Here is a 22082-nt window from a genome sequence, read left to right as displayed (position 1 = left end):
GGGGTGGTTGCTCGCTCCGGCGGTGGCGCCTGCTGCCGCGTAGTGGTGCGGGGGGGCGACCAACGGTTGGTGTTCGCGCGTGGTGGGGCTTTGCTGCGTTGGCAGCGAGGGCGGCGGGTGTCTGGGGCTCCACTCAACGACCTGGTTGCGGGTGGTGGTCGAGGTAGCGTCACCAGCTGCCGCGAAGTGGTGCGGGAGGGCGATCAACGGTTGGTGTTCGGGGGTGGTGGGGCTTTGTTGCGTTGGCGCCAAAGGCAGCGGGGCTGTCGGGCCTCGGGCAGCGGTACCGGCCCCCGGGGGTGGGGGTGGGCGACGGTGGCAGCGACCACGGTGGGCGCGGGGCCCGGGCTGCCTGTCGGACGCGGGCATGCCGGGGGCCGGCACGACCCGGGAGTCATTTCCGGGGTGGTGGATCCGGATCCCTGCCGGGTGGGTGGTCTCCTCCCCGTCCTCGTCCCCATCCCCGCCCTTGTCCTTGTCCCTGGTGGTGGTGTGTGCGGAGTTCGCGTTGGTACTTGGCCCGGTTGTGCGGCCCGCACAACGGTTGCAGGTTGGCCACCACCGTGCGCCCGCCCCGGGAGAACGAGGTGACGTGGTCGGCCTGGCACAACGCCACCGGTACCTCACATCCGCCCGGGTGGGCGCAGGTGGCGTGTCCGTGGAAGGCGGCGGTGCGTTGGCGGGTTGAGGCCAGGCGGCGGCTGTGGCCCACGTCCAGCACCTGTCCGGTGGGGGGTGCGGTGAGCATCCGCACCACCTCGGAATCGGCGGCCAGTTCGTGGACCACACCGGCTGGGATCACCCGACCGTGCTCGTCCAACGCCGGAACCTCCTGGCCTTGGGCGTCCAGGTAGGTCTGCACGGGCACCACGATGCGGATCTGCGCCAACGGAGCCGGAGCGTTGCCGCATCCGGTGTGGGTGGTGGCAAAACGCAGCGCCGCGATGAGCGCGTCGTGCTCACGCTGCGAACGACTGCGCGTGTCCTCATCCGAGTGCGAAACGTCGAAGGTGTCGATGGCCGCGCGCACGACCAACGCATCCCCGGACCCACCCCAGGCCTGGAGTTGGTAGCTGCCCTGGAACGTGTCATGCACTACCAGCCCGCGGACGGCATGGGCGGCCTCGTGGTCGCGGTCCAGGCGGTGGGGGTCCAAACGGTAGGCGACCTGGCGGGCCACCGACTGGAGCTGGTTGACCGACAACGCGGGCCGCTCCGCCTTGGCCGCCACCAGAGCCGCTTCGAACCCCTGCCGGTACTCCCCCTCATCGGGAAAGTGGTCCTCATCGCGGGTCTGGACGGCTTTGTCGGTGGCTTTGGCGATCGCGACCGCCTCACCCAACACCACCCTGCCCTCAGCTACTGCTTGGGCAGTGGCGGGCAACGTCTCCTCCTGCACGTGCTGGGCCAAACGGGCCAAATCCTTGGCCTGGGCAGTGGGGACCTTGCAGCGATGGGTGATCCACTTGTCCAACGTGCTGTAGCCGCTGTAACGGGCGACCTCACCACGTGCGTACAGGCGCGCCATCTGCGTCAACGCCTGATACCGGATCTGGTCCAGCTGCGCCCACAGCGCCGCGATCTCCTCCGCGGCGGTCTCGTCGGCCCCGGGCGGGACTTCGGCGTTCAACGCTTGGTGGATGATCTCGCGCGCACCGGCCAGCGCGGCCACGGCCGGGGAACATTCCCCGGGGGCCACTTTGGGTGCTGCGATCATCATCTCCATACTTCTTATTATAGGCCAGTGGTCGCCATTTCTCCACTATTCACAGTCGGAATTAGAAGCCTTTATTTCCTGGGGTCATCCTTGGCTGAAAGGCTGCAATTGGGGCGGGCTCAAAAGGTGTCCAAAAAGGCACGGCCAGAATGAGCACTCGACGTTAGAGCGATTGTCGCCCTCCCCGGCCGCAGGGGCCGGGGTCGTTGTCCGAGGCTGGAGGGCCTGCTTGCCGTTGGTGTCGACGCAGCAGAGCCCGACCATCCCTACACCCCGGGCGCTGGTCGCCCTCCGGTGGTCGCTCCCGCCTTTGGTGCCGCTGTTCGTCGGATGCCCAACCCTTCACCGGCCCCGACCGCTCTCCGCCGTCCGTACCCTTTCGCGGCAGCTGGCGCGCTTTCGTTGCCGCCAGAAACCCCCGACAAGAAGGGCGTAGGGGAGAGACCTGTGGACGGCCCCTCCCTGCCCCTCGATCCATTATCCTTATTGGTCGCCGAGTGTTTCAGGGCACACCAAAACCTCCGTGGGTGGGATCCCCCCTATTTCCAGGAAACCATCACCACACCACCCACGGCCACCCCCAACACCCACCTGTGGAAAACGTGGCCGCCTACGCCCTCTCAACACCCCCGCACCTCTCAACACCCCGTCCCCTCGGCGGTCTACAGGTTGCGCGGTACCTCGTTGCCCACCGCGAGAATCCCCTCGCGCATGCGTGTGCGCCACAGCAGCAGACCGCCGATGACGAAGAACACGATCAGCGACAGGATCGCCATCCGGTAGCCGCCGGTGAGGGAGACGGCCACGGTCACGGTCAGCGATCCCAGGAAGCTCGATCCCTTGTCCGAGATCTGGTACAGACTGAAGTACTCCGCCTCGCGCCCACGGGGGATGAGCTGGGAGTACAGCGACCGGGCCAGCGACTGGGTGCCGCCCAGCACCAGGCCGATGCCCACGCCCATGGCCACGAACAGCGGCACGTTCCCGACCGGGAGGAAGTAGGCCGCCGCCACGAGCGAGCTCCACACCGCGAGCGTGGCCAGCACGGTGTTCTTGCTGCCCAGGACCCGGGCCACCCGGCCGGTCAGGAAGGCGCCCCCGAAGGCCACGAACTGGATGATGAGGATGGTGACGATCAGGACGTTCTGGTCCAGTCCCAGATCCTGGGTGGCGAAGGGCGCCGCGTAGCGGATGGCCGCCTGCACACCGTCGTTGAACAGGATGAACGCCAGGAGAAAGAGAATCGTGTTCGGGTATTTGCGCATGTCCTTGAGCGTGTGCCCGAACTGGCGCAGCGACCGTCCCACCTTCGGCCGCCCCCGGCTGCTCGCCGCCAGGGCGCCGTAGCGGTTGCGCAGCGGCCGCACCGCCAGGACGGTGAACCCCGCCCACCACAGGCCGCAGGAGGCGAAGGCGATGCGCGCGGCGTCGTCCGTGCCCAGGCCCAGGGACGGAGCGCCGACCACCAGGCCCAGGTGGATGGCGAGCAGCAGGGCCCCGCCGAGGTAGCCGATGCCCCAGCCGGTGACCGAGACCCGGTCGCGTTCCTCGGCCGTGGCCACCTCGGGCAGGAACGCGTTGTAGACCACGCCCGCCAGCCCGTACAGCAGGTTGGCCAGCACGAACAGTACCGAGGCCACCAGGTAGCCGTCGGTGGCGAAGTACAGCCCCAGCGTGCACGCCGACCCGCCTACGGCGAGCCAGAGCAGCCACCGCTTCTTGTGCCGCGAGTGGTCGACCATCGACCCCACGATCGGCAGGCACAGGATCTGGAGCAGGATCGCCACCGTGGTCAGCGCCGGGTAGAGCGCGTTGGGGTGCAGCGAGAGGAAGTCCAGGCCCAGCGGGCTGATGGACAGCGCGGGGTCCAGGCAGGACGCGGCGTCAGGGGCCCCGGCCGACACACACGCCAGGTTGCTCAGGTACGGGCCGATGAGCACGGTCACCACCGAGGTGGTGAACACCGAGTTGGCCCAGTCATAGAGGTACCAGCCGCGCTGTTCGCGCCTGCGCTGGCCGGGATCGGCGGAGGGGGCGCCGGTGGCGTCCGTCTCCGGTGGTGTGGTGGCCATGGGGGCTATCCGTTCCGCTGGGGGGAGTCGGTGGGAGAGTCGCTGGAGGTGCCGGTGGGGTCGGAGGGGGTGCGGCCGGGCCACTGGCCCCGCCGGACGAGGAGTTCCCTGAGGGCGCTCGTGTTGTCGGTGACGATGCCGTCCACCCCCGCGTCGAGCAGGCGCTCCATCGTCCCCGGTTCGTTGATGGTCCACACGTGCACCTGCATGCCCAGGCGGTGGGCGGTGGCGATCAGGTCCCGGCTGAGCAGCGGGATGGCGCCGTGGCGCAGCGGGATCTGCGCGCAGACCGGGACCCGGCTGGCCAGGGAGCGCAGCAGCGGGGACAGGGAGGCCGCCCGCAGCCGGACCACGTCCAGGGGACCGCAGGAGGTGGCCACGGGCCGGTCGAAGAGCCGCCGCGCCCGGTCCAGGCGGCGCTGGTCGAAGGAGCCCACGCACACCCGGTCCCAGGCGTTGGTGCGGCGCAGCGCCTCACGCAAGGGCAGGACCGCGGCGTCGGCCTTGACGTCGATGTTGAACCGCGCCTCCGGCCAGGTCCCCAACAGGTCCTCCAGCATCGGGACCGGTTCGCGTCCGGCCACCCGGGCGCGGGCCACCTCGCGGTGGGGCAGGTCGCCGATCGCGCCGCGCATGTCGGTGGCGCGGTCCAGGGTGGGGTCGTGGAAGGCCATGAGGACGCCGTCGCTGGTGGCGTGCACGTCCGTCTCCAGGTACGTGTAGCCGAGGTCGACGGCGTACTGGAAGGCCGCGGCCGTGTTCTCCAGTTCGGTGCGGCGCACGCCCTGGTCGTCGGGGAGCCACCCGCCGCGGTGGGCGAGGGCCACGGGCACGGGGGAGGAGAGGTAGGCGGAAGTCACGCATGCAGTATGCCGGTTTCGGGCGGCTGCGCGCCCTGCGCCCGGGGGCGGCGGAACATTCCCGAAACCTGGAATGCCAGCTGGCACGGGGACGGTGGCGGCGCCTCTGTGCAGGGTGAAGGCGGAACGTCATCCTCCCGGAAGGGACCTGTTCATGTCGTACACCCCTCACCGCCACCCCTGCCCCCGGCCCCTGTGCGCCCACGGCGCTCCCGCGTACCACCGGCCGGTCCGCACCCCCGCGCGCACGCCCCTGCCTCCGCGCCACGCGCCCGTGCGCCGGTGCGGGCCCCCACTCCTGGCGGGCCACCGCACCCCCGGCCCCGTGCACCTGCTGGCCCAGCGCGTGGCGGAGGTCCTGGTCGGCCGCCGCACCCCCGAGGCGCTGCGCGACCAGGTGACCGTCCCGGTCCGCGAGGAGCTGCGCCGTCTGCGGGGCACGGTCTCCTGCGAGCTGGCGCCGAGGCTGACCCAGGTCTACCACCAGCCCGTGGACGCCGACGGCGTGGAGGCCAACGCCGTGATCCGCTGCGACCGCCGCTCCCGGGTGTTCGCCTTCCGGGCCCGGCGGGAGGCGGACGGCCGCTGGGTGTGCACCCGGTTGGAGACCGACGGCGCCGTGCGCGGCCGGGGCGGGATGCCCGTCGAGCCGACCGGGTGAGGCCCCGTGCCGGGCCGCGGGACGAACGCGGGGCCGCGGGTCCCGCGGCCCGGCCGGTGTCCGCCCGCGTCGCCGCCGCTTCCCACGCCCGCCTCCCCGCGGAGTCCCGTGGGCTGGGCCGCGGGCGGGCGTCCTCCGTTCGTCCGGGCCCGGCGCGGACGCGGGTTCCGCCGGACGGAAAGCACCTGGATTTCCGGAGAGAAGCCTGGATAGGGTCCCCCTGGGGTGTTCTCCGGACCGGAGCGCGTCCCGTCTTCGAACGGCGGCGTCCGTCGCGGCCCGACCGTTCCCGGCACGCGGTGGCCCCCAACGACGGTCCCACCGCCAAGCGAAAAGGAGGGGGCGGTCACGGCGCTCCCCGCGCCGGGACGGCCATCCGTTGTATGAAACCTGCTGACATCGCCCACCTGCACAGCATCGGCGCTCCCACCCTGTCCCCCGACAGCCGCCGCGCGGTCTTCGCCGTGACCCGGCCGGACCTGGAGGAGGACGCCTACCTGGGCTCCCTGTGGTCCGTGCCCACCGACGGCTCCGCGCCGCCCGCCCGGCTCACCCGGGGCACCAGGGACAACGGCCCGGTGTTCTCCCCGGACGGGCGGTGGATCGCCTTCCTGCGCCCCGACGAGGACAAGCGCCCGCAGGTCCACGTCCTGCCCGCCGACGGCGGCGAGCCCTGGAAGGTCACCTCCCACCCGCTGGGCGCGGGCGCCCCGCGCTGGAGCCCGGACTCCACCCGGATCGCCTACACAGCCCGTGTCCCCGAGCCCCACCGCTACGTGGACCGGGAGCCGGGCAAGGAGCCGCCCCGGCGGATCACGCAGCTCAAGTACCGGCTGGACGACCTCGGGTTCGCCAACGACCGGCGCACGCACGTGTTCGTCTCCGCGCCCCTGGACCCCTCGGGCGAGGCCGGGGAACCGGTCCAGGTGACCCGGGGCGACTTCGAGCACCGGTCCGTGTCCTGGAGACCCGACGGCACCGAGCTGGTCTTCGCGGCCGCGCGCCACGCCACCCGTGACACGGATCTGGTGGAGGACCTGTGGGCGTGCGCGCCGGAGGAGGGCGCCGAGCCGCGCCGGGTCACCGCCGGGAACCTGGACGCCGTGCGGGGCGAGTTCTCCGAGGACGGCGCCACCGTCTACTTCCTCGGCGACGAGCTCGGCCCGGACCTGGACGACTTCGTGGGCCAGACCAGCGCCCTGTGGTCGGTGCCCGCCGACGCCTCGGCGGCGCCCGTCCGGCTGACCCCCTCCCACAACCCGCGGATGGCCGGAGGTCCCAAGGTCACCGGGCAGGGCCTGCTCGGTCTGGCGGAGAACCGGGGCGCGGTGGACCTGGTCCTGGTGCCCTTCGGGGGCGGCGAGCCCGAGACGGTGCTCGGCGGTCCGGTGCAGGTCCAGTCCTTCGACAGCGCGGGCGGCGTCACCGTCGCGGTGGTCGCAGACGGCCGCAGCAGCGGTGAACTGGTCCTGGTCGGTGACGGGGGCACGCGGGCGCTCACGGAGTTCGCCGGCGCCCTGGACCCCCTGCCGATGAGGGAGCTGACGGCCCACACCGCCGACGGCTACCCCGTGCACGGGTGGGTCACCGTGCCCGAGGGCGAGGGCCCGCACCCGGTGGTGCTGATGATCCACGGGGGTCCCTTCGCCCAGTACGGCCACCAGCTCTTCGACGAGACGCAGGTCTACGCGGCGGCCGGGTACGCCGTGGTGATGTGCAACCCGCGCGGCTCCTCGGGTTACGGGCACGAGCACGGCCGGGCCGTCATCGGCTCGGTGGGCGCGACCACCGCCACCGACGTGCTGGCCTTCCTGGACGCGGCGCTGGAGGACGAGCGGCTGGACTCCTCGCGGGTGGGCGTCATGGGCGGATCCCACGGCGGGTTCATGACCACCTGGATCGCCGCCCACCACGGCGAGCGGTTCCGGGCGGCGATCAGCGAGCGCGCGGTCAACGCCATCGACAGCTTCCACGGCTCCTCCGACATCGGCTCGTTCTTCCCCGGGCCGCTGTACGGGCCGCCGCAGACCTGGGCCGAGGAGAGTCCGCTCACCTACGCCGACCGGATCGACGTCCCGTTCCTGATCATCCACTCCGAGGAGGACTGGCGCTGCCCGGTGGAGCAGGCGCAGCGCCTGTTCGTGGCGTTGAAGCTGCGCGGTCAGGAGGTGGAGATGCTGCTCTTCCCCGCTGAGGGGCACGAGCTGTCGCGTTCGGGCCTGCCCAGCCACCGCGTCGCCCGCTTCGAGGCGGTCCTGGACTGGTGGCAGCGACACCTGTGACATGCGCGGGGGCGGGGGACCGCCCCCGCCCCTTCCAGTGGTTCGCGTGATACACACCACTTTTTCTGCGGCCTTTGCCTCGTTTTGGGCTGTCTTCAGAGGGGAGAACTAGGGCCCGTCACGCCCGCTCGGGCGGGCTTTCCGGGCCTCTTGTTATGGAACCGCTGGTCAGAGGGTTACCCAAGGGAAGGTAACGAAAGGGTCGCGACCGCTCCCGGTGGTGAATTAGTGTTCCCTCAGGCCGGAACGCCCCCGTTAGTCACCACAAGGGTGACGGCGTCCGGTTTCCGTCGCACTCTCGCTCACGAGCAGTCCTTTCCCATGAGCAGAGGCCACCGCAGAACTCCGGCACACCTCCCTCGGCCCCCTTGAGCGCCGCCCGCCGGGATCCCCCTCGCCGCATTCCACGCGTCCTCACCCGGGCGCGTCCTCGGGATGCCCTGCGCTGGTAGACGGGTGTGGGAGAAAGGCAGTCGGTCCCTTGACTCGCAACCCCGAGCCCGGAAGGCGCAGCAGGCGCCGTGTCGCGACGGTCGGCTGCGCCACCCTGGGCGCCGTCGTCCTGTCCTCGGGCGTGGCCTTCGCCGAGCCCACCGCAGAGGAGGCCCGCGAACGCTACGAGCAGCTCCAGGAGGAGCTCTCGGCCCTGAACGAGGCCTACAACCAGGCCGAGGAGGACCACGCGGCCGCCGAGGCGGAACTGGAGGAGGTCGAGGAGCAGCTCGCCAGGGCCCAGGAGGAACTGGAGACCATGTCCGGCACGGTCGCCGGGATCGCCCAGACCGCCTACACCGGGTCCACGCACAGCCTCTTCACGGTCCTGTTCCGCGGCGACCCGGACGCGTCGCTGCAGAACATCGCCGACCTGAACTTCCTGTCCATGGGACAGGACGCCGTCCTGGACGACTACGTCGCCCAGGTGGAGCGCGCCGAGGACCTGCGCGACCAGGCGGCCGAGTCGGAGGCGGACGCCTCCACCGCGCTCTCCGAGGCCGAGACGGCCAAGGAGGAGGGCGAGGCCGCCCTGGACGAGCAGTCCGAGGTCCTGGAGAGCCTGGACGGGCAGGACCCGACCGCCTCCGAGGCCTCCACGGGCGGCGGCGAGGCCGTCGCGGCCTCCGGTGACGTCCAGGCCGTCCTGGACTTCGCCCGCGCCCAGATCGGCAAGCCCTACGTCTGGGGCGGTACCGGTCCCGACGGCTACGACTGCTCGGGCCTGGTCCAGGCGGCGTGGGCCCAGGCGGGGGTCAACCTGCCCCGCACGACCTACGACCAGGTCAACGCCGGCACCCGGATCTCGCGCGACGAGGTCCAGCCCGGGGACCTGCTGTTCTTCTACAGCGAGTCCTCGCCCAGCCACGTGGGGATCTACTCCGGCAACGGCAACATGATCCACGGCTCCAACCCGTCCAAGCCGCTGGAGGAGGTCTCCCTGGCCGCCTACTGGGACAGCGTCTTCACCGTCGCCGTCCGCGTCGGCTAGTGGACCGACCGGAACCGTCACTCGTGTGACGCGAGGGCTCCGGCCCGCGGTGGTCCTGTACTCACAGCCGGTGCCGGAGCTCCAGAAGCGCTGTGGGTACAAGGGTCGCGCCGCACGGGTTCGGCCGACGCATCCTTCTCGCGAGCGGGTCGGGGACGCGGGTTCCGGACGGCGGTGCGCTCCGCGTATTCTGCCGCCCATGGGACCTCTCGTGTTCAGGGTCGCGGCCGCGGTCGCGGTCGTCATCGCCTTCTTCTGGATCCTGTCCGTCGTGGTCGGCCTCCTGGTCTGGCTCCTGATGGTCGCCCTGCTCGCGGGCGTGGTCTACCTCGGCGTCCGGATGCTCAGGGCGCAGAGCGGCCAGGACCGCTGACCGCGCACCTCCTGTCGGGGACGCGCCGCCCGAACCCGTGCGGCGCGTCCCCGCACGTGTGCCCGGTCCGTTCGCCGCGGACCCGTTTCCTGACACATGGGCGAAGGCCTCCGCGGTGGAGCCGAGTGAGGGTATGGTTACTATGTGTCACTGAATAAGCACGTAGGGTCTCATGTTGACGGAGTGTCGCACCGTGGCCGGGTGGAACGCGTCCTCACCCGCGTCTTCCGCAACGACTGGAGTGCGCTGACACCGCCCGACATCGGACGCTGGACCCCCGACCTGCGGGTCAGCGTCGTCATCCCGGCGCGCGGCGGGCAGCGCCGCCTCGACCTCGCCCTGGCCTCCCTGGCCGCGCAGACCTACCCCGAGGACCTGATGGAGGTCGTGGTCGTGGACGACCACTCCTCCCCGGCGCTGCGCCTGCCCGACCTGCGCCCCGCGCACTGCCGCGTCCTGACCGTCCCCGACGGCGGCTGGGGCGCCGGGTACGCCCGCGCCTACGGTGCCCACTCCAGCACCGGCGACGTCCTGCTGTGGATGGACGCCGACATGGTGGTGTGCCGCGAGTTCGTCGAGGCCCAGGCCCGCTGGCACCACGTGCACGCCGAGGCCGTCACGCTCGGCCGGGTCCGCTTCGCCGACACCGGGCCCCAGAGCCCCACCGACGTCCTGGCCCTGGCCCGCACCGACGCCCTGCACGGCGCCCTGGACACCGGCCGCCACCACGCGTGGGTCGAGCGCGTCCTCACCGGGAGCGACGGCCTGCGCGACGCCGACCACCTGGGCTTCCACGCCTACGTCGGCGCGGCGGCGGCCGTGCGCCGCAGCCTGTACGAGGCCGCCGGGGGAGTGGACCCCGACCTCGACCTGGGCCAGGACACCGAGTTCGGCTACCGCCTCTGGCAGGCGGGCGCCGTCCTGCTGCCCGAACCCGCCGCCACCGGCTGGCACGTGGGCCGCGCGGGCACCGCGCGCACCCGGCTGCCCTCCGAACGCTTCCGCACCGAGGTCCTCGCCGAGTTCATGCCGCACCCGCACGCCTACCGCGAGCGGGTACCGGCCCACCGGCGCCGCATCCCGCTCGTGCACGCCGTGGTCGAGGTCTCCGGCGCGCCCTACGACCTGGTCCGCGGCTGTGTGGACCGGCTCCTGGACAGCGCCGAGACCGATCTGGCCCTGACCCTGGTCGCCGACTGGGAGGGCGCCGAGGAGGGAGGGGGAGCGCGCGGGGCGCGGCGGCTGCGGGCGGTGGACGGCCGGGCCCGGCGCGACGTCGGCGGACCCCACCTGGACCTGCGGCTGATCCAGGCCAACTACCTGCGCGAACCCCGGATCTCCTTCGCCACGTCCGCGCCCCGCACCGGTTTCCCCTCACCCTTCCTGCTCCAGGTCCCGGTCTCCTGGGGCCTGGGCCAGGTGGCCCTGTCGCGCCTGCTGGCCAGCGCCGAGCGCGCCCGGGCGGGACTCACCGAACTCTTCCCGGCCGCCTCGCCCACCCGCGACGCCGGGGTGAGGCTGTGGCGCACCCGGGCGCTGGCCCGGGCCCTGCGGGTGCGCGAGGAGGACGAGGACCTGGGCGACGTGGTCGCCGCGCTGCACGGCCGCTACCGGATCCACGCCGGGGAGGAGACGCTGACCGACCTGTCGCTGTACCGCTCGGTGCCGCCGCCCCCGCGCACCGAACCCGAACCGGCGGAGTTGGCCGCACCGTCCCCGCGGGCCGGGACCGAGGAGCGCCCGGCGGGCGAGTGCGGGACGTGGGAGTGCGGGACGGGGGAGGAGCGCACCGGCGCCGCGCGGTCCGGAGGGTGGCTGCGCTCGGGATGGGCGCGGGCCCGCCAGCGGCTGCGCCGCGAGCGCGGCTGACCGCCTCCCGGGGTCCGACCGCGACCGGGCAGATGGGGGAAGACATCGACCCGGAGAGCGGGCGGACCCCGCCGAGCGCCCCCGCATCCCGGGGATGACCGAGGGCGACGCGGCCGGTACTCAAGGTACCCGACGCCGGGTGTGCGACGGGCACGCCGCCTCGGCGACGTGCCCGTGACGTCCGTTCCCGCAGCTCGCGCGGTCCGGGTCCGCCTCGCACGGCCGGACCCCGCCGCTTCAGTGCCGCGCGGTCCCCGACCGCGGACCGGGCCTGGCCCGAGTCCGCCGCGTCACCGCGTCACCGCCGCGACCGCTCAGCCGACGGCGTCGATCGACTCCAGGAGCTTCTCGCGCAGGGCGTCGCTGACCGGGGCCGACCCGGTCTCCTCGGAGGCGGCCGACTGCCCCTCCGGGCTCACCACGTAGCGCAGGAAGGACTTGACCCGCTCGGCCTGGGCGTCGTCGGGGTAGTCCAGGCACACGACCTCGTAGCTGACCAGGACCAGCGGGTAGCTGCCCGCCTCGGTCGTGCCGTAGTCCAGGTCCAGCGCCAGGTCGTACTCGCTGGGGTTGTCCTCGCGCTGCGGGGACTCGGCGACCACCTGTGCGGCGGCCTCGGGGGAGATCTCCACGAACTCGCCGCCGACGCCGATGTCCACCGTGGACATGCCGTGCACGTGCGACATCTCCACGTAGCCGATGGACCCCTCGGCCCGCTCGACCGTGTCGGCGATACCGCTGTTGCCCTGCGCCGACTCGCGCGCGGTGAGCGGCCACTGCCCGCTCGGCTCGTGCGGCCAGGCGTCGGGCGCCGCGGCGCTGAGGTAGTTGGCGAAGTTCTCCGTGGTGCCCGAGTCGTCGGAGCGGTTGACCGGGGTGATCGCCATGTCCGGCAGGTCCGCGTCCGGGTTGTCCTCGGCGATCTCGGGGTCGTTCCAGCGCGTGATCTCCTGGTTGAAGATCTTGGCCAGCGTCTGCGGGCGCAGGTTCAGCGAGTCCACGCCCTCCAGGTTGAACACCACCGCGATCGGGATCACGTAGGCGGGCAGGTTGACCACGTCCGAGCCGCCGCACCGCTCCCTGGCGTCGGCGTTCTCGTCCGGGTCCATCGCCGCGTCGGTCCCGGCGAAGGCCACCGCGCCGTCGATGAACTGGCTGCGCCCGCCGCCCGAACCGATCGAGTTGTAGTAGACGCGCGCGTCGTCGCAGGCGGACTGGTAACCGGCGATCCAGGTCGTCATCGCGTTCTCCTGGGCGCTGGAGCCGGCACCCGACAGGCTGCCGGAGAAGCACTCCAGGCCCTCGGGAACCTCCGGCGCGGCGCTGTCCGGAACGGCCTGGTCGCTGCCGCAGGCGGTCACGGCCAGCAGCAGGCCGGCCAGCGCGGCCGACGCGGCCCCCCTGGAGGCCCCGCTGTGGCGCAGGACGCCGGTCTTGGTGCGCTTGTTGGACGGGAGCACGACTGCTTCTATCCCCTTCGTCGGTGTCGGTGGTCCTGGTCTGCGTTCACCGCCGCGCGTCCCCGAACGGGCGCGTCGTCGCTGGTGATGGAGCACCGCCGAAGAATTTAACCATCGGTGGACCACCACCCCCAAGGCGGCCCCGTGTGGCATGGCGCTCACGCGGACCGGCGTGCATGACACGCGGACGGTACGGGCACGGGTAGATGCGTGATGAGCACGCACGACACGTCCACCGCTCCGACGTCAACCTACCGCCTCCAACTGCGCCCCGGGTTCACCCTGGAGGACGCCGCGGACCTGCTCGACTACCTGGACCGCCTGGGAACCGGGGCGGTCTACCTGTCCCCCATGCTCGCCGCCGCGCCGGGCTCCCAGCACGGCTACGACGTGGTCGACCCCACCCGGGTCTCGCCCGAACTGGGCGGGGACGCCGCCCGCGAGGCCCTGGCCGCCAAGGCGCACGAGCTGGGCCTGGGCGTGGTCGCCGACATCGTCCCCAACCACATGTCCGTGGTGCGCGCCGACGCCAACCGCTGGTGGTGGGACGTCCTCGCCCACGGCCGGGACTCGGTGTACGCGCGCTGCTTCGACATCGACTTCGACGCCGGACCCCTGCTCATCCCCGTGCTGGGCGACGACGGCGACGGCGGACGGGCCGCCCTGGCCGACCTCGTCCTCGCCGACGGCTGCCTGGCCTACCACGACAAGCGCTACCCGCTCGCCCCGGGCACCCACGAACCCGGCGACTCCGTCGAGGCGGTGCACGAGCGCCAGCACTACCGGCTGGTGTCCTGGCGGCGCGGCGACGGCGAGCTCACCTACCGCCGGTTCTTCGACGTCAGCGAGCTGGCCGCCGTGCGGGTGGAGGACACGGGGGTCTTCGACGCCACCCACGCCGAGATCCTGCGCTGGGCCGAGCTCGGCCAGCTCGACGGTCTGCGGGTGGACCACGTGGACGGGCTCACCGACCCCGGCGGCTACCTGCGCCGCCTCGCCGAGCGCTTCGGCGGCTGGGTCGTGGTGGAGAAGATCCTCGCCCCCGGCGAGGACCTGCCGCAGTCCTGGCCGGTCGCCGGGACCACCGGGTACGACGCCCTGCGCGAGCTCTGCGGCGTGTTCGTCGACCCCTCCGGTGAGGCCGATCTCACCACCCTCGCCCTCGACCAGGGGGTGGAGGTGGACGTCGCCCGGGCCGACCTGCGCGCACGCCGCCACGCCGCCACCGAGCTGCTGCGCGCCGAGGTGCGGCGGATCGCCGCCCTGCTGCCGCCCCGGCCGGAACGGGGGCGGGAGACGCCCTCGCCCGAGGCGGTGCGCCGCCGCGAGGAGGCCGTGGCCGAGCTGCTGTGCGCCTTCGACGTGTACCGCTCCTACCTGCCCGAGGGCGAGCGCGACTGGGCCCGGGCTGTGGAGACCGCCATGGGGCACCGCCCCGACCTGGCCCACGACCTGGAGGCCCTCGACATGCGGGTGCGGCGCGACTCCCGGGGCGAGGCCGCGCGGCGCATCCAGCAGACCAGCGGGATGGTCGTGGCCATGGGCACCGAGAACACGGCCTTCTACCGCACCACCAGGTTCGTCGCCCTCAACGAGGTGGGCGGTGACCCCGCCGACTTCGCCGTCACGCCGCGCGAGTTCCACGACGGCGCGGCCCGCCGCGAGGCCGCCCGGCCGCACACCATGACCACCCTGTCCACGCACGACACCAAGCGCTCGGAGGACGTGCGCGCCCGCCTGGCCGCCCTGTCGGAGATGGCCGAACCCTTCGCCGAGGCCGTGCGCCGCTGGACCGGGCGGTGCGCCCTGCCCGAACCCGCGCTCAACCTCCTGGGGTGGCAGACCCTGGTCGGCGCCTGGCCCATCGGGGAGGAGCGCCTGGCCGACTACCTGCTCAAGGCCGCCCGCGAGGCGCGGCTGGGCACCTCCTGGACCGAGCCGGACCCCGACTTCGAGGACCGCGTCCGCTCCTGGCCAGCGCGTGTGCTGGGCGACAGGGTCCTGCGCGGGGAGGTGGCCTCCGTGGTGGAGTCGGTGCGCGAGGCCGGGTGGAGCAACTCCCTGGGGCAGAAGGCCGTGCAGCTGCTGGGCCCGGGCGTCCCGGACCTGTACCAGGGCACCGAGCTGTGGGACCTGTCCCTGGTGGACCCCGACAACCGCAGGCCCGTGGACCACCAGGCCCGCGCGGACCTGCTGACCCGGATCGAGGACGGCTGGCGCCCGCCGGTGGACGCCACCGGCGCGGCCAAGCTCCACCTGGTCCGCACGTGCCTGCGCGCGCGCCGCGAGCTGCGCCCCCGGGGGTACCTGCCGCTCACCGCCTCCGGCCCGGCCCGGGACCACGCGCTGGCCTTCGCGCGGACCTCGGCCGGAGCCGACCGGCCCGACCTGGCGGTGATCGCCACCCGGCTGCCCGTCGGGCTGGCCGACGCGGGGGGCTGGGCGGACACGGTCGTGGCGCTGCCCTCGGGGCCGGGGACGTGGACCGACCGGCTCACGGGCCGGGCCGTGGTGTCCGACAGCCCCGACGGGCCCACCCTGGCGCACCTGGCCGGGGTCCTCGACCGGTACCCGGTGGCGGTCCTGACCAGGGAGTGAGGAGCGCCGTCCTGAGGCGGGCCTCGCCGCACGGCGGCGTGGAGCGGTCGGGGAGGCGCGTCGGAGGAGACCGGGGCGTCGCGCCGCTGCGCCCCGGCCCCTTCGGAGCGCGGGTAGGCTTGCCGCGATCATGGCGCGTACCGACACCCCACACACCACCGGCCCCAGGCTGCGCATGCCCGCGGCCGTCGCGGCGGCCCTGGCCTGCCCCTCCTGCGGACGCGGGCTCGACCCGGGCGAGCGCGGGCTCTCCTGCGGCGCGGGGCACAGCTTCAACGTGGCCAGGGAGGGGTACGCGAGCCTGCTCACCGGGGCCACGCCGCCCGGGACCGGCGACAGCCGGGAGATGGTCGCCGACCGCCTCCGGTTCCAGGAGGCCGGGCACCACGACCCGATCTCCGCCGCGCTGGCCGCCGCCCTGGCCCGTGAGCTCACCGCGCCCGCCCCGCTGGTCGCCGACATCGGCGGCGGGACCGGGCACCACCTGACCCGGGTGCTGGAGGCCCTGCCCGACGCCGTGGGGCTGACCGCCGACGCCTCCAAGTTCGCCGCACGCAAGGCGGCCAGGGCGCACGAGCGCGGCGGCGCCGTGACCGCCGACGCCTGGCGGGGCCTGCCGCTGCGCGACGGCTCCGCGGACGCCCTGCTCAACGTGTTCGCGCCGCGCAACGCCGCCGAGTTCCACCGCGTCCTGCGCGCCGACGGGGTACTGCTGGTCCTCGTCCCCGCCGCCGACCACCTCGCCGAACTGCGCGGACCGCTGGGCCTGCTGGAGGTGGACCCGCGCAAGGACGAACGCCTCGCCGACTCGCTGCACGGCCACTTCGCCCCGGCCGGGGCCGAGGACCTGCGCTTCACCATGGACCTGGACCACGCCGACGCCGCGACCGTCGTCGGCATGGGGCCCAGCGCCCGCCACATCGACGCCGGGGACCTGCGCGCCCGCATCGCCGCCCTGCCCGAACCCGCGGCCGTCACGGCGTCGGTGCGCCTGCACCTCTACCGCCCGCTCCGCTGAGCGGGGCCCTCCCAGGAGAGTCCTGCCGGGTGCGAGCCCTCCCCGGGGCCGGGGGAGCGGCCGGTCAGGGGACGGTCGGTCGCAGGAGTTCCCTCCGGACCCGCCGTCAGGCGCGCGGCGGCCGAAACGGGCAGGTCCGGGCAACACCGGCAGCCGCGGATGGCGGGCGCGCAAGCCGGGTAGACCACCCTCCGTGAGCGAAGCCCAGACCACCCCGACCACGTCCGACGCCCTCGCCGCCCCCGCCGTCGCGGGGGTCGGCGTCCGCGGCGACTTCGCCGTGTGGGCGCCCCACCGCGAACGCGTCCGCCTGCGCCTGTACGGCACCGCGGAGCACGGCGGCACGGGGGAGCGCGACGTCGCCATGCGGCCCGACGACGACGGCTGGTGGCGCGTCCGCGTCGAGGACGCCGGGCCCGGCACCGAGTACGCCTACCTCCTGGACGACGACCCCCAGCCCCTGCCCGACCCCCGCTCACTCCACCAGCCCCACGGCGTCCACGGCCCCAGCCGCGTCCACGACCACGCAGCCTTCGCCTGGACCGACGCCGACTGGACCGGGCGCCCCCTCGCGGGCGCCGTCGTCTACGAACTCCACGTGGGCACCTTCACCCCCCAGGGCACCCTCGCCGCCGTCGCCGACCACCTCGACCACCTGGCCGACCTCGGCGTCACCCACGTCGAACTCATGCCGGTCAACGCCTTCGACGGCACCCACGGCTGGGGCTACGACGGCGTCCTGTGGGCGGCTGTCCACGACCCCTACGGCGGCCCCGACGCCCTCAAGGCCCTCGTCGACGCCTGCCACCGCCGCGGCCTGGCCGTCCTGCTCGACGTGGTCTACAACCACCTCGGCCCCTCGGGCGCCTACATGCCCCGCTTCGGCCCCTACTTCCGCGGCGAGAACGCCTGGGGCCCCTCCCTCAACCTGGACGGCCCCGACTCCGACCCGGTCCGCCGCACGGTCCTGGACAACGCCCTGGACTGGCTGCGCCACTACCACCTGGACGGGCTGCGCCTGGACGCCGTGCACGCCCTGCGCGACGACCGCGCCACCCCGCTGCTGGCCGAACTCGCCGAGGAGGTGGACGCCCTCGCCACCGCCCTGAACCGGCCGCTGTCCCTGGTCGCCGAGTCCGACCGCAACGACCCCCGCACCGTCCTGCCCCGCGAGGCGGGCGGCCTGGGCATGACCGCCCAGTGGTCCGACGACCTCCACCACGCCCTGCACGTCGCCCTCACCGGGGAGACGCACGGCTACTACGCCGACTTCGCCGACCCGGGGGCGCTGCCCGCCGCGCTCACCCGAGCGTTCTGGCACGCGGGCACCCGCTCCAGCTTCCGCGGCCGCACCCACGGCGCGCCCGTGGACACCGCGCGCGTCCCCGGCAGCCGCTTCCTGGCCTACCTGAGCACCCACGACCAGATCGGCAACCGGGCCCGGGGCGACCGCATGGGCGAACACCTCTCCCCTGGCCTGCTCGCCTGCGGCGCCGCGCTGGTGCTGTGCTCCCCCTACACCCCCATGATCTTCATGGGGGAGGAGTGGGGGGCCGCCACGCCCTGGCCGTTCTTCGCCTCCTTCACCGACCCCGACCTGGTCAGGGGCGTGCGCGAGGGACGCCGCCGCGAGTTCGCCGCGCTGGGGTGGGCCGAGGAGGAGATCCCCGACCCCATGGACCCGGCCACCCGCGACGGCGCCGTCCTGGACTGGTCCGAGCCCGGACGCGAACCGCACGGGCTGGTCCTGGACACCTACCGGGCGCTCATCGCCCTGCGGCGCGTGGAACCGGAGCTGTCCGACCCGCGCCTGGACCGCTCCTCGGTCGAGGTGGGCGGCGGCGGACGCCTGCTCGTCCTGGCCCGGGGAAGCCTGCGCGTGGTGTGCAACCTGGACGCCGACGGCGCCGAGGTGGAGCTGGACGCGGCCCCGCGCGAACTCCTGCTCGCCAACGGCGAGCCCAGGACCGCGGGGTCCACCGTCACCGTGCCGGGGGAGTGCTTCGCCGTCCTGAGGGTGTAGCCGCCCGGGCGGGACGCGGTGGCGCGCTCCCGCGCGCGGGCCCGCCCGGGAGCGCCGGAACGTCACCGCGGCCCCCTAACCTCGGTACGGCCCGCGATCCCATGACGGAAAGGCAGCACATGAGCGGCGACGCCTGGACACTCGACCGGAGCTTCGAGGCTCCCAACGGAACCGTGCGCTGGGCCCGGTTCGGGGACGGGGACCCGGTCGTGCTGCTGCACGGCACACCCTTCTCCTCCCACGTCTGGCACCACGTCGCCCGCGCCCTGAGCGCCCGGTACACCGTCCACGTGTGGGACATGCCCGGCTACGGGGCCTCGGCCAAGCACGAGGGGCAGGACGTGTCGCTGGCCGCCCAGCAGGCCGCGTTCACCGCCCTGCTCGACCACTGGGGACTGGAGCGCCCCGCCGTGGTGGCGCACGACTTCGGCGGCGCCGTGGCCCTGCGCTCGGCCGTCCTGGACGGGGCGGCCTATGACCGCCTCGCCCTGGTCGACGCGGTCAGCGTCCGCCCCTGGGGCAGCGACTTCTTCCGCCTCGTCAACGCCAACGCCGACGTGTTCGCCGCGCTGCCCCCGCACCTGCACGAGGCTCTGGTGCGCGCCTACGTCTCCTCCGCCGCGCACCGCGAACCCCGCGGCGACGTCCTGGACGCGCTCGTGCGCCCCTGGCTGGGCGCGGACGGCCAGCCCGCGTTCTACCGGCAGATCGCGCAGGCGGACGAGCGCCACACCGCCGAGGTCGAGGACGCCTACGCCGACCTCGACCTGCCGGTGCTGGTGGTGTGGGGCGAGGAGGACACCTGGCTCCCCCTGGACCGCGGCCGACGGCTCGCCGCCGCGATCCCCGGGGCGCGACTGCGCGTCCTGCCCGGGGCCGGGCACCTCGTCCAGGAGGACGCACCGGCCGAACTGACCGCCGCCCTCCTGGACTTCCTGGGCTGAGGGCGCCCGGGCCGGTCAGCCGACCGGCCCGGTGAACACCATCTCCTCGCCGTCGTGGCGGACGACGATCCTCAGCTCCTCGCTCCCGGGCGCGACGTCGCACCCCATCGGGAACGCGTAGGAGCCCGCCTCGGTCTCGCTGAGGGCGATCTCGCCCTCGGCGGCCGTCTCGGCTCCGCCCGCCTCGCACACGGTCTCGAACTCGCCGAAACCGAGCACCCGCCCCAGGTCCGGCACCTCCACCTCCAGGGTGAAGTCCGCGCGCCCGCCCCCGGGGAAGGAGACGTCGTCCACGGTGTAGACGACGTCGGCCTCCCCGCGGAACTCGTGCTCGTAGGCGCCGACGGGGTGGGCGACGCGGTACGACTCGTCGAAGGCCCCCGACGACTCCTGTGCCGCGCAGCCGAGCGCGGACAGGACGAGGGCGAGGGACAGGGGGAGGAGAGAGGTGCGCATGCGCCCAGAATAGGGCGGAACGCACCCGTCCTCCCGACGAGGACGGGCGTGCGGACGGCGGTCGCGCGACGCGCGGGCTCAGCCCTCCAGCGCCCGGAAGACCTCCAGCCACTGCCCCGGGTCCACGTGCCCGACGGGCGTACCGGCAGCGATCCCGGCCCGGGCCAGCGCCCGGTCCACCCGCCGGGCGGGGTGGGCGCGGCGCAGCGACGCGCCCAGCGATCCGCCCGCGCCCCCGAAACCCAGCTCGACCAGGCGCCGGTAGCCGTTCATCCGCCCCGGGTCCACCAGGGGCGTCCGGCGCCTGCGCAGCACCAGGATGCCCGAATCCACCCGGGGCACCGGCCGGAACCGCTGCCGGTCGATCCGCCCGGCCAGCGACCACGACCACTCCGGCCAGGTCAGCACCGTCAACCGGCTCCACCGACCGAACCCGCCGGTGCGCTTGCGCGCGTACTCCAGCTGGGTGACGAGGGTGGCGGAGGCCAAGCCCCGCGCGTCCAGGCACCAGCGCACGATGTCGGCGGTGCGCGCGTAGGGGATGTTGCCCACCAGGTGGAACTCGCCCCGCGGCGGGCGCACCCGGGTGAAGTCGGCCCGCACCACCCGCACCCCGCTCGCGGGCTCGCGGTAGCGCGCGGAGAGCCGTTCGGCCAGGCGCGGGTCGATCTCGTAGGCCAGGACCCGGCGGGCGGCCGGGGCCAGGAAGCGGGTGAGGGCGCCCTCGCCCGGTCCCACCTCCACCACCAGGTCGGCCGGGCCGATCCCGGACACCGCCACCACGCGGCGTGCGGCGCCCGGGTCGGCGAGGAAGTTCTGGGAGAAGCGGCGCCGGTTGTCACCGGCACCCGTGCGACGTGAGCGTTCGGTACGTGCCACGGAAGGTCCGTTCCAGCCACCCTGCGGTGGCCGACGAGGACGGGCGGCACGGACGGGCGCGCCACACGGCGCGCGACAACGCGAAAGGAGGTCCGGGCAGCCCGTCCGAGGGAAGAAGGGACGCGACTGTGCCTGGACCGGAGGGTCACACGGGAAGGAGGAGGTGTCGTCCGCGGTCGTCGCCGGGCCGACCGCCGTGCGGGCGCGCGTGGGCGCGCCCGCGCCAGCGGCGGCGGACGGCGCGCCCCTTCCCGCACCGTCCGCACACGCGGCGGGGTACGCACGCGAAGCGGAGGGAGGAAGGGGCGGGGTTCCCGGCGGGCCGGACGGACCCCGTGGGCGGGGTCCGCGGCGGCCGGGACGGCGGACTACCGGCCCAGGTGCGGGGACCGGGGCCGGACGACGTGGGTGTGGCAGCTCACCGGCCAGGCGTGGGCCCGGCAGATGATCGCCTGGAAGCAGCACATGGCGACCAACCTAGGAGCACGCCCGCGGCGGCGGCAACCGGTTTTCCCGTCGGCGGGTCCGCCCGAAAAGGGTTCGCCCCGCCCGGCCCGACCGCGCCATACTCGCCCCCATGCCCGACTTCGCGGACTTCGACACCCGCCACTACCGCACCGTCGACGTGGCCACCGGCTACGACGGCTGGTCCGGCACCTACGAGGACTCCGTCCTGGACGCCATGGACCTGGCCCTCCTGGACGGCCTCACCGTCCCCGACTGGTCGGCGGTCTCCCGCGCCGCCGACCTGGGATGCGGTACCGGCCGCACCGGTTCGTGGCTGCGCGGCCGCGGGGCCGGGCGCGTGGACGGCGTCGACCTCAGCTCCGGCATGCTGGCCCTGGCCGAGAGGCGCGGCGCCCACGACAGCCTCACCCGGGGCGACGTGCGCGACACGGGCCTGCCCGGCGCCGCCTACGACCTGGTCATCGCCTCCCTGATCGACGAGCACCTGCCGGACCTGGCGCCCTTCTACGCCGAGGCCCGGCGGCTCGTCCGGCCCGGGGGGACGTGCGTGCTGGTCGCCTACCACCCGCAGTTCTCGATGGTCTCGGGGATGCCGACCCACTACACCGACGCCTCCGGCGAGGACATCGCCATCGCCACCCACGTCCACCTCATCAGCGACCACGTCCGCGCCGCCTCGGCCGCGGGGTGGCGGCTGGCCGAGATGGCGGAGGGCACCGTGGACGACACCTGGGTGGAGGCCAAGCCCACGTGGGAGAGGTTCCGGGGCCACCCGATCTCAGCGGCCTTCGTGTGGACCGGGTCCTAGACCCGACACCCTGGTCCCGACCCCGGCGGGCCCGGGGGTGTGCTCGTGTCCACGGGGCGGGGCGGGGCGGGGCGGAGGGCGGGTGGGGGCCTGTACGCCAACGTCCGTTGA

At 73.8% G+C, this 22082-nt stretch carries 16 protein-coding genes; 10 read left to right on the top strand and 6 right to left on the bottom strand.

Annotated features, from left to right (window positions below; genetic code table 11):
- Positions 1-394: 394 nt before the first annotated feature.
- The 3 genes from NDAS_RS11270 to NDAS_RS11260 all read right to left on the bottom strand — a co-directional run bounded on the left by NDAS_RS11270 (position 395) and on the right by NDAS_RS11260 (position 4649).
- Positions 395-1717 (bottom strand): HNH endonuclease signature motif containing protein, encoded by a 1323-nt coding sequence (locus NDAS_RS11270; RefSeq protein WP_013153307.1) that lies wholly within the window; start codon positions 1715-1717, stop codon positions 395-397.
- Between the two features lie 662 nt (positions 1718-2379).
- A complete protein-coding gene (locus NDAS_RS11265; RefSeq protein WP_013153306.1) occupies positions 2380-3789 on the bottom strand; it encodes an MFS transporter in 1410 nt (469 codons plus the stop codon).
- 5 nt (positions 3790-3794) lie between these two features.
- On the bottom strand, positions 3795-4649 hold the full coding sequence (locus tag NDAS_RS11260) for a glycerophosphodiester phosphodiesterase (RefSeq protein WP_013153305.1): 855 nt from the start codon (positions 4647-4649) through the stop codon (positions 3795-3797).
- 154 nt (positions 4650-4803) lie between these two features.
- On the opposite strand from NDAS_RS11260, the gene NDAS_RS11255 reads away from it, so the two are divergent.
- The 5 genes from NDAS_RS11255 to NDAS_RS11235 all read left to right on the top strand — a co-directional run bounded on the left by NDAS_RS11255 (position 4804) and on the right by NDAS_RS11235 (position 11317).
- Positions 4804-5310, top strand: coding sequence for an Rv3235 family protein (locus NDAS_RS11255; RefSeq protein WP_013153304.1), 507 nt, complete (start codon positions 4804-4806; stop codon positions 5308-5310).
- Positions 5311-5693: 383 nt separating this feature from the next.
- The gene (locus NDAS_RS11250; RefSeq protein ID WP_013153303.1) at positions 5694-7592 is read left to right on the top strand and encodes a S9 family peptidase; all 1899 of its coding nucleotides are present in this window, start codon (positions 5694-5696) and stop codon (positions 7590-7592) included.
- Between the two features lie 481 nt (positions 7593-8073).
- Positions 8074-9075: a C40 family peptidase gene (locus tag NDAS_RS11245; RefSeq protein ID WP_013153302.1), complete on the top strand. Its 1002-nt coding sequence runs from the start codon at positions 8074-8076 to the stop codon at positions 9073-9075.
- Between the two features lie 199 nt (positions 9076-9274).
- Positions 9275-9448, top strand: a complete 174-nt coding sequence (locus NDAS_RS28880) for a hypothetical protein (protein ID WP_041552714.1) — start codon at positions 9275-9277, stop codon at positions 9446-9448.
- A 201-nt stretch (positions 9449-9649) separates the two neighbouring features.
- On the top strand, positions 9650-11317 hold the full coding sequence (locus NDAS_RS11235) for a glycosyltransferase (protein ID WP_013153300.1): 1668 nt from the start codon (positions 9650-9652) through the stop codon (positions 11315-11317).
- 314 nt (positions 11318-11631) lie between these two features.
- Here NDAS_RS11235 and pstS read toward each other — a convergent pair whose 3' ends face one another.
- Entirely contained in the window at positions 11632-12777 is a 1146-nt protein-coding gene (gene pstS, locus NDAS_RS11230; RefSeq protein ID WP_013153299.1) for a phosphate ABC transporter substrate-binding protein PstS, read from the bottom strand.
- 213 nt (positions 12778-12990) lie between these two features.
- On the opposite strand from pstS, the gene treY reads away from it, so the two are divergent.
- The 4 genes from treY to NDAS_RS11210 all read left to right on the top strand — a co-directional run bounded on the left by treY (position 12991) and on the right by NDAS_RS11210 (position 19360).
- Positions 12991-15375 carry a malto-oligosyltrehalose synthase gene (gene treY / locus NDAS_RS11225; RefSeq protein ID WP_013153298.1) on the top strand — a complete coding sequence of 795 codons (2385 nt, stop codon included), beginning with the start codon at positions 12991-12993 and terminating at the stop codon, positions 15373-15375.
- A 175-nt stretch (positions 15376-15550) separates the two neighbouring features.
- Positions 15551-16393: a putative RNA methyltransferase gene (locus NDAS_RS11220; RefSeq protein ID WP_071623204.1), complete on the top strand. Its 843-nt coding sequence runs from the start codon at positions 15551-15553 to the stop codon at positions 16391-16393.
- Positions 16394-16586: 193 nt separating this feature from the next.
- Complete coding sequence (gene treZ, locus NDAS_RS11215; RefSeq protein WP_013153296.1) at positions 16587-18416, top strand: malto-oligosyltrehalose trehalohydrolase; 1830 nt, start codon at positions 16587-16589, stop codon at positions 18414-18416.
- A 119-nt stretch (positions 18417-18535) separates the two neighbouring features.
- On the top strand, positions 18536-19360 hold the full coding sequence (locus tag NDAS_RS11210) for an alpha/beta fold hydrolase (RefSeq protein ID WP_013153295.1): 825 nt from the start codon (positions 18536-18538) through the stop codon (positions 19358-19360).
- Between the two features lie 15 nt (positions 19361-19375).
- Here NDAS_RS11210 and NDAS_RS11205 read toward each other — a convergent pair whose 3' ends face one another.
- Both NDAS_RS11205 and erm read right to left on the bottom strand, forming a co-directional pair.
- Positions 19376-19816 (bottom strand): hypothetical protein, encoded by a 441-nt coding sequence (locus NDAS_RS11205; protein ID WP_013153294.1) that lies wholly within the window; start codon positions 19814-19816, stop codon positions 19376-19378.
- Positions 19817-19894: 78 nt separating this feature from the next.
- Complete coding sequence (gene erm / locus NDAS_RS11200) at positions 19895-20695, bottom strand: ErmE/ErmH/ErmO/ErmR family 23S rRNA (adenine(2058)-N(6))-methyltransferase (protein WP_013153293.1); 801 nt, start codon at positions 20693-20695, stop codon at positions 19895-19897.
- A gap of 577 nt (positions 20696-21272) precedes the next feature.
- On the opposite strand from erm, the gene NDAS_RS11195 reads away from it, so the two are divergent.
- Positions 21273-21971, top strand: coding sequence for a class I SAM-dependent DNA methyltransferase (locus tag NDAS_RS11195; RefSeq protein WP_013153292.1), 699 nt, complete (start codon positions 21273-21275; stop codon positions 21969-21971).
- The last annotated feature ends 111 nt before the right edge of the window (positions 21972-22082 follow it).

It is taken from the genome of Nocardiopsis dassonvillei subsp. dassonvillei DSM 43111, assembly GCF_000092985.1.
In the GTDB taxonomy this organism is placed as follows: Bacteria; Actinomycetota; Actinomycetes; order Streptosporangiales; family Streptosporangiaceae; genus Nocardiopsis; species Nocardiopsis dassonvillei.
This window is presented reverse-complemented; position numbering and strand designations above follow the sequence as displayed.

Bases quoted from the DNA above. Each gene is read 5' to 3' on its own strand.
- treY (WP_013153298.1), top strand. From the start codon at position 12,991: ATGAGCACGCACGACACGTCCACCGCTCCGACGTCAACCTACCGCCTC.
- NDAS_RS11195 (WP_013153292.1), top strand. From the start codon at position 21,273: ATGCCCGACTTCGCGGACTTCGACACCCGCCACTACCGCACCGTCGAC.
- NDAS_RS11270 (WP_013153307.1), bottom strand. From the start codon at position 1,717: ATGATCGCAGCACCCAAAGTGGCCCCCGGGGAATGTTCCCCGGCCGTG.
- NDAS_RS11265 (WP_013153306.1), bottom strand. From the start codon at position 3,789: ATGGCCACCACACCACCGGAGACGGACGCCACCGGCGCCCCCTCCGCC.
- NDAS_RS11255 (WP_013153304.1), top strand. From the start codon at position 4,804: ATGTCGTACACCCCTCACCGCCACCCCTGCCCCCGGCCCCTGTGCGCC.
- NDAS_RS28880 (WP_041552714.1), top strand. From the start codon at position 9,275: ATGGGACCTCTCGTGTTCAGGGTCGCGGCCGCGGTCGCGGTCGTCATC.
- NDAS_RS11220 (WP_071623204.1), top strand. From the start codon at position 15,551: ATGCCCGCGGCCGTCGCGGCGGCCCTGGCCTGCCCCTCCTGCGGACGC.
- NDAS_RS11250 (WP_013153303.1), top strand. From the start codon at position 5,694: ATGAAACCTGCTGACATCGCCCACCTGCACAGCATCGGCGCTCCCACC.
- NDAS_RS11210 (WP_013153295.1), top strand. From the start codon at position 18,536: ATGAGCGGCGACGCCTGGACACTCGACCGGAGCTTCGAGGCTCCCAAC.
- NDAS_RS11205 (WP_013153294.1), bottom strand. From the start codon at position 19,816: ATGCGCACCTCTCTCCTCCCCCTGTCCCTCGCCCTCGTCCTGTCCGCG.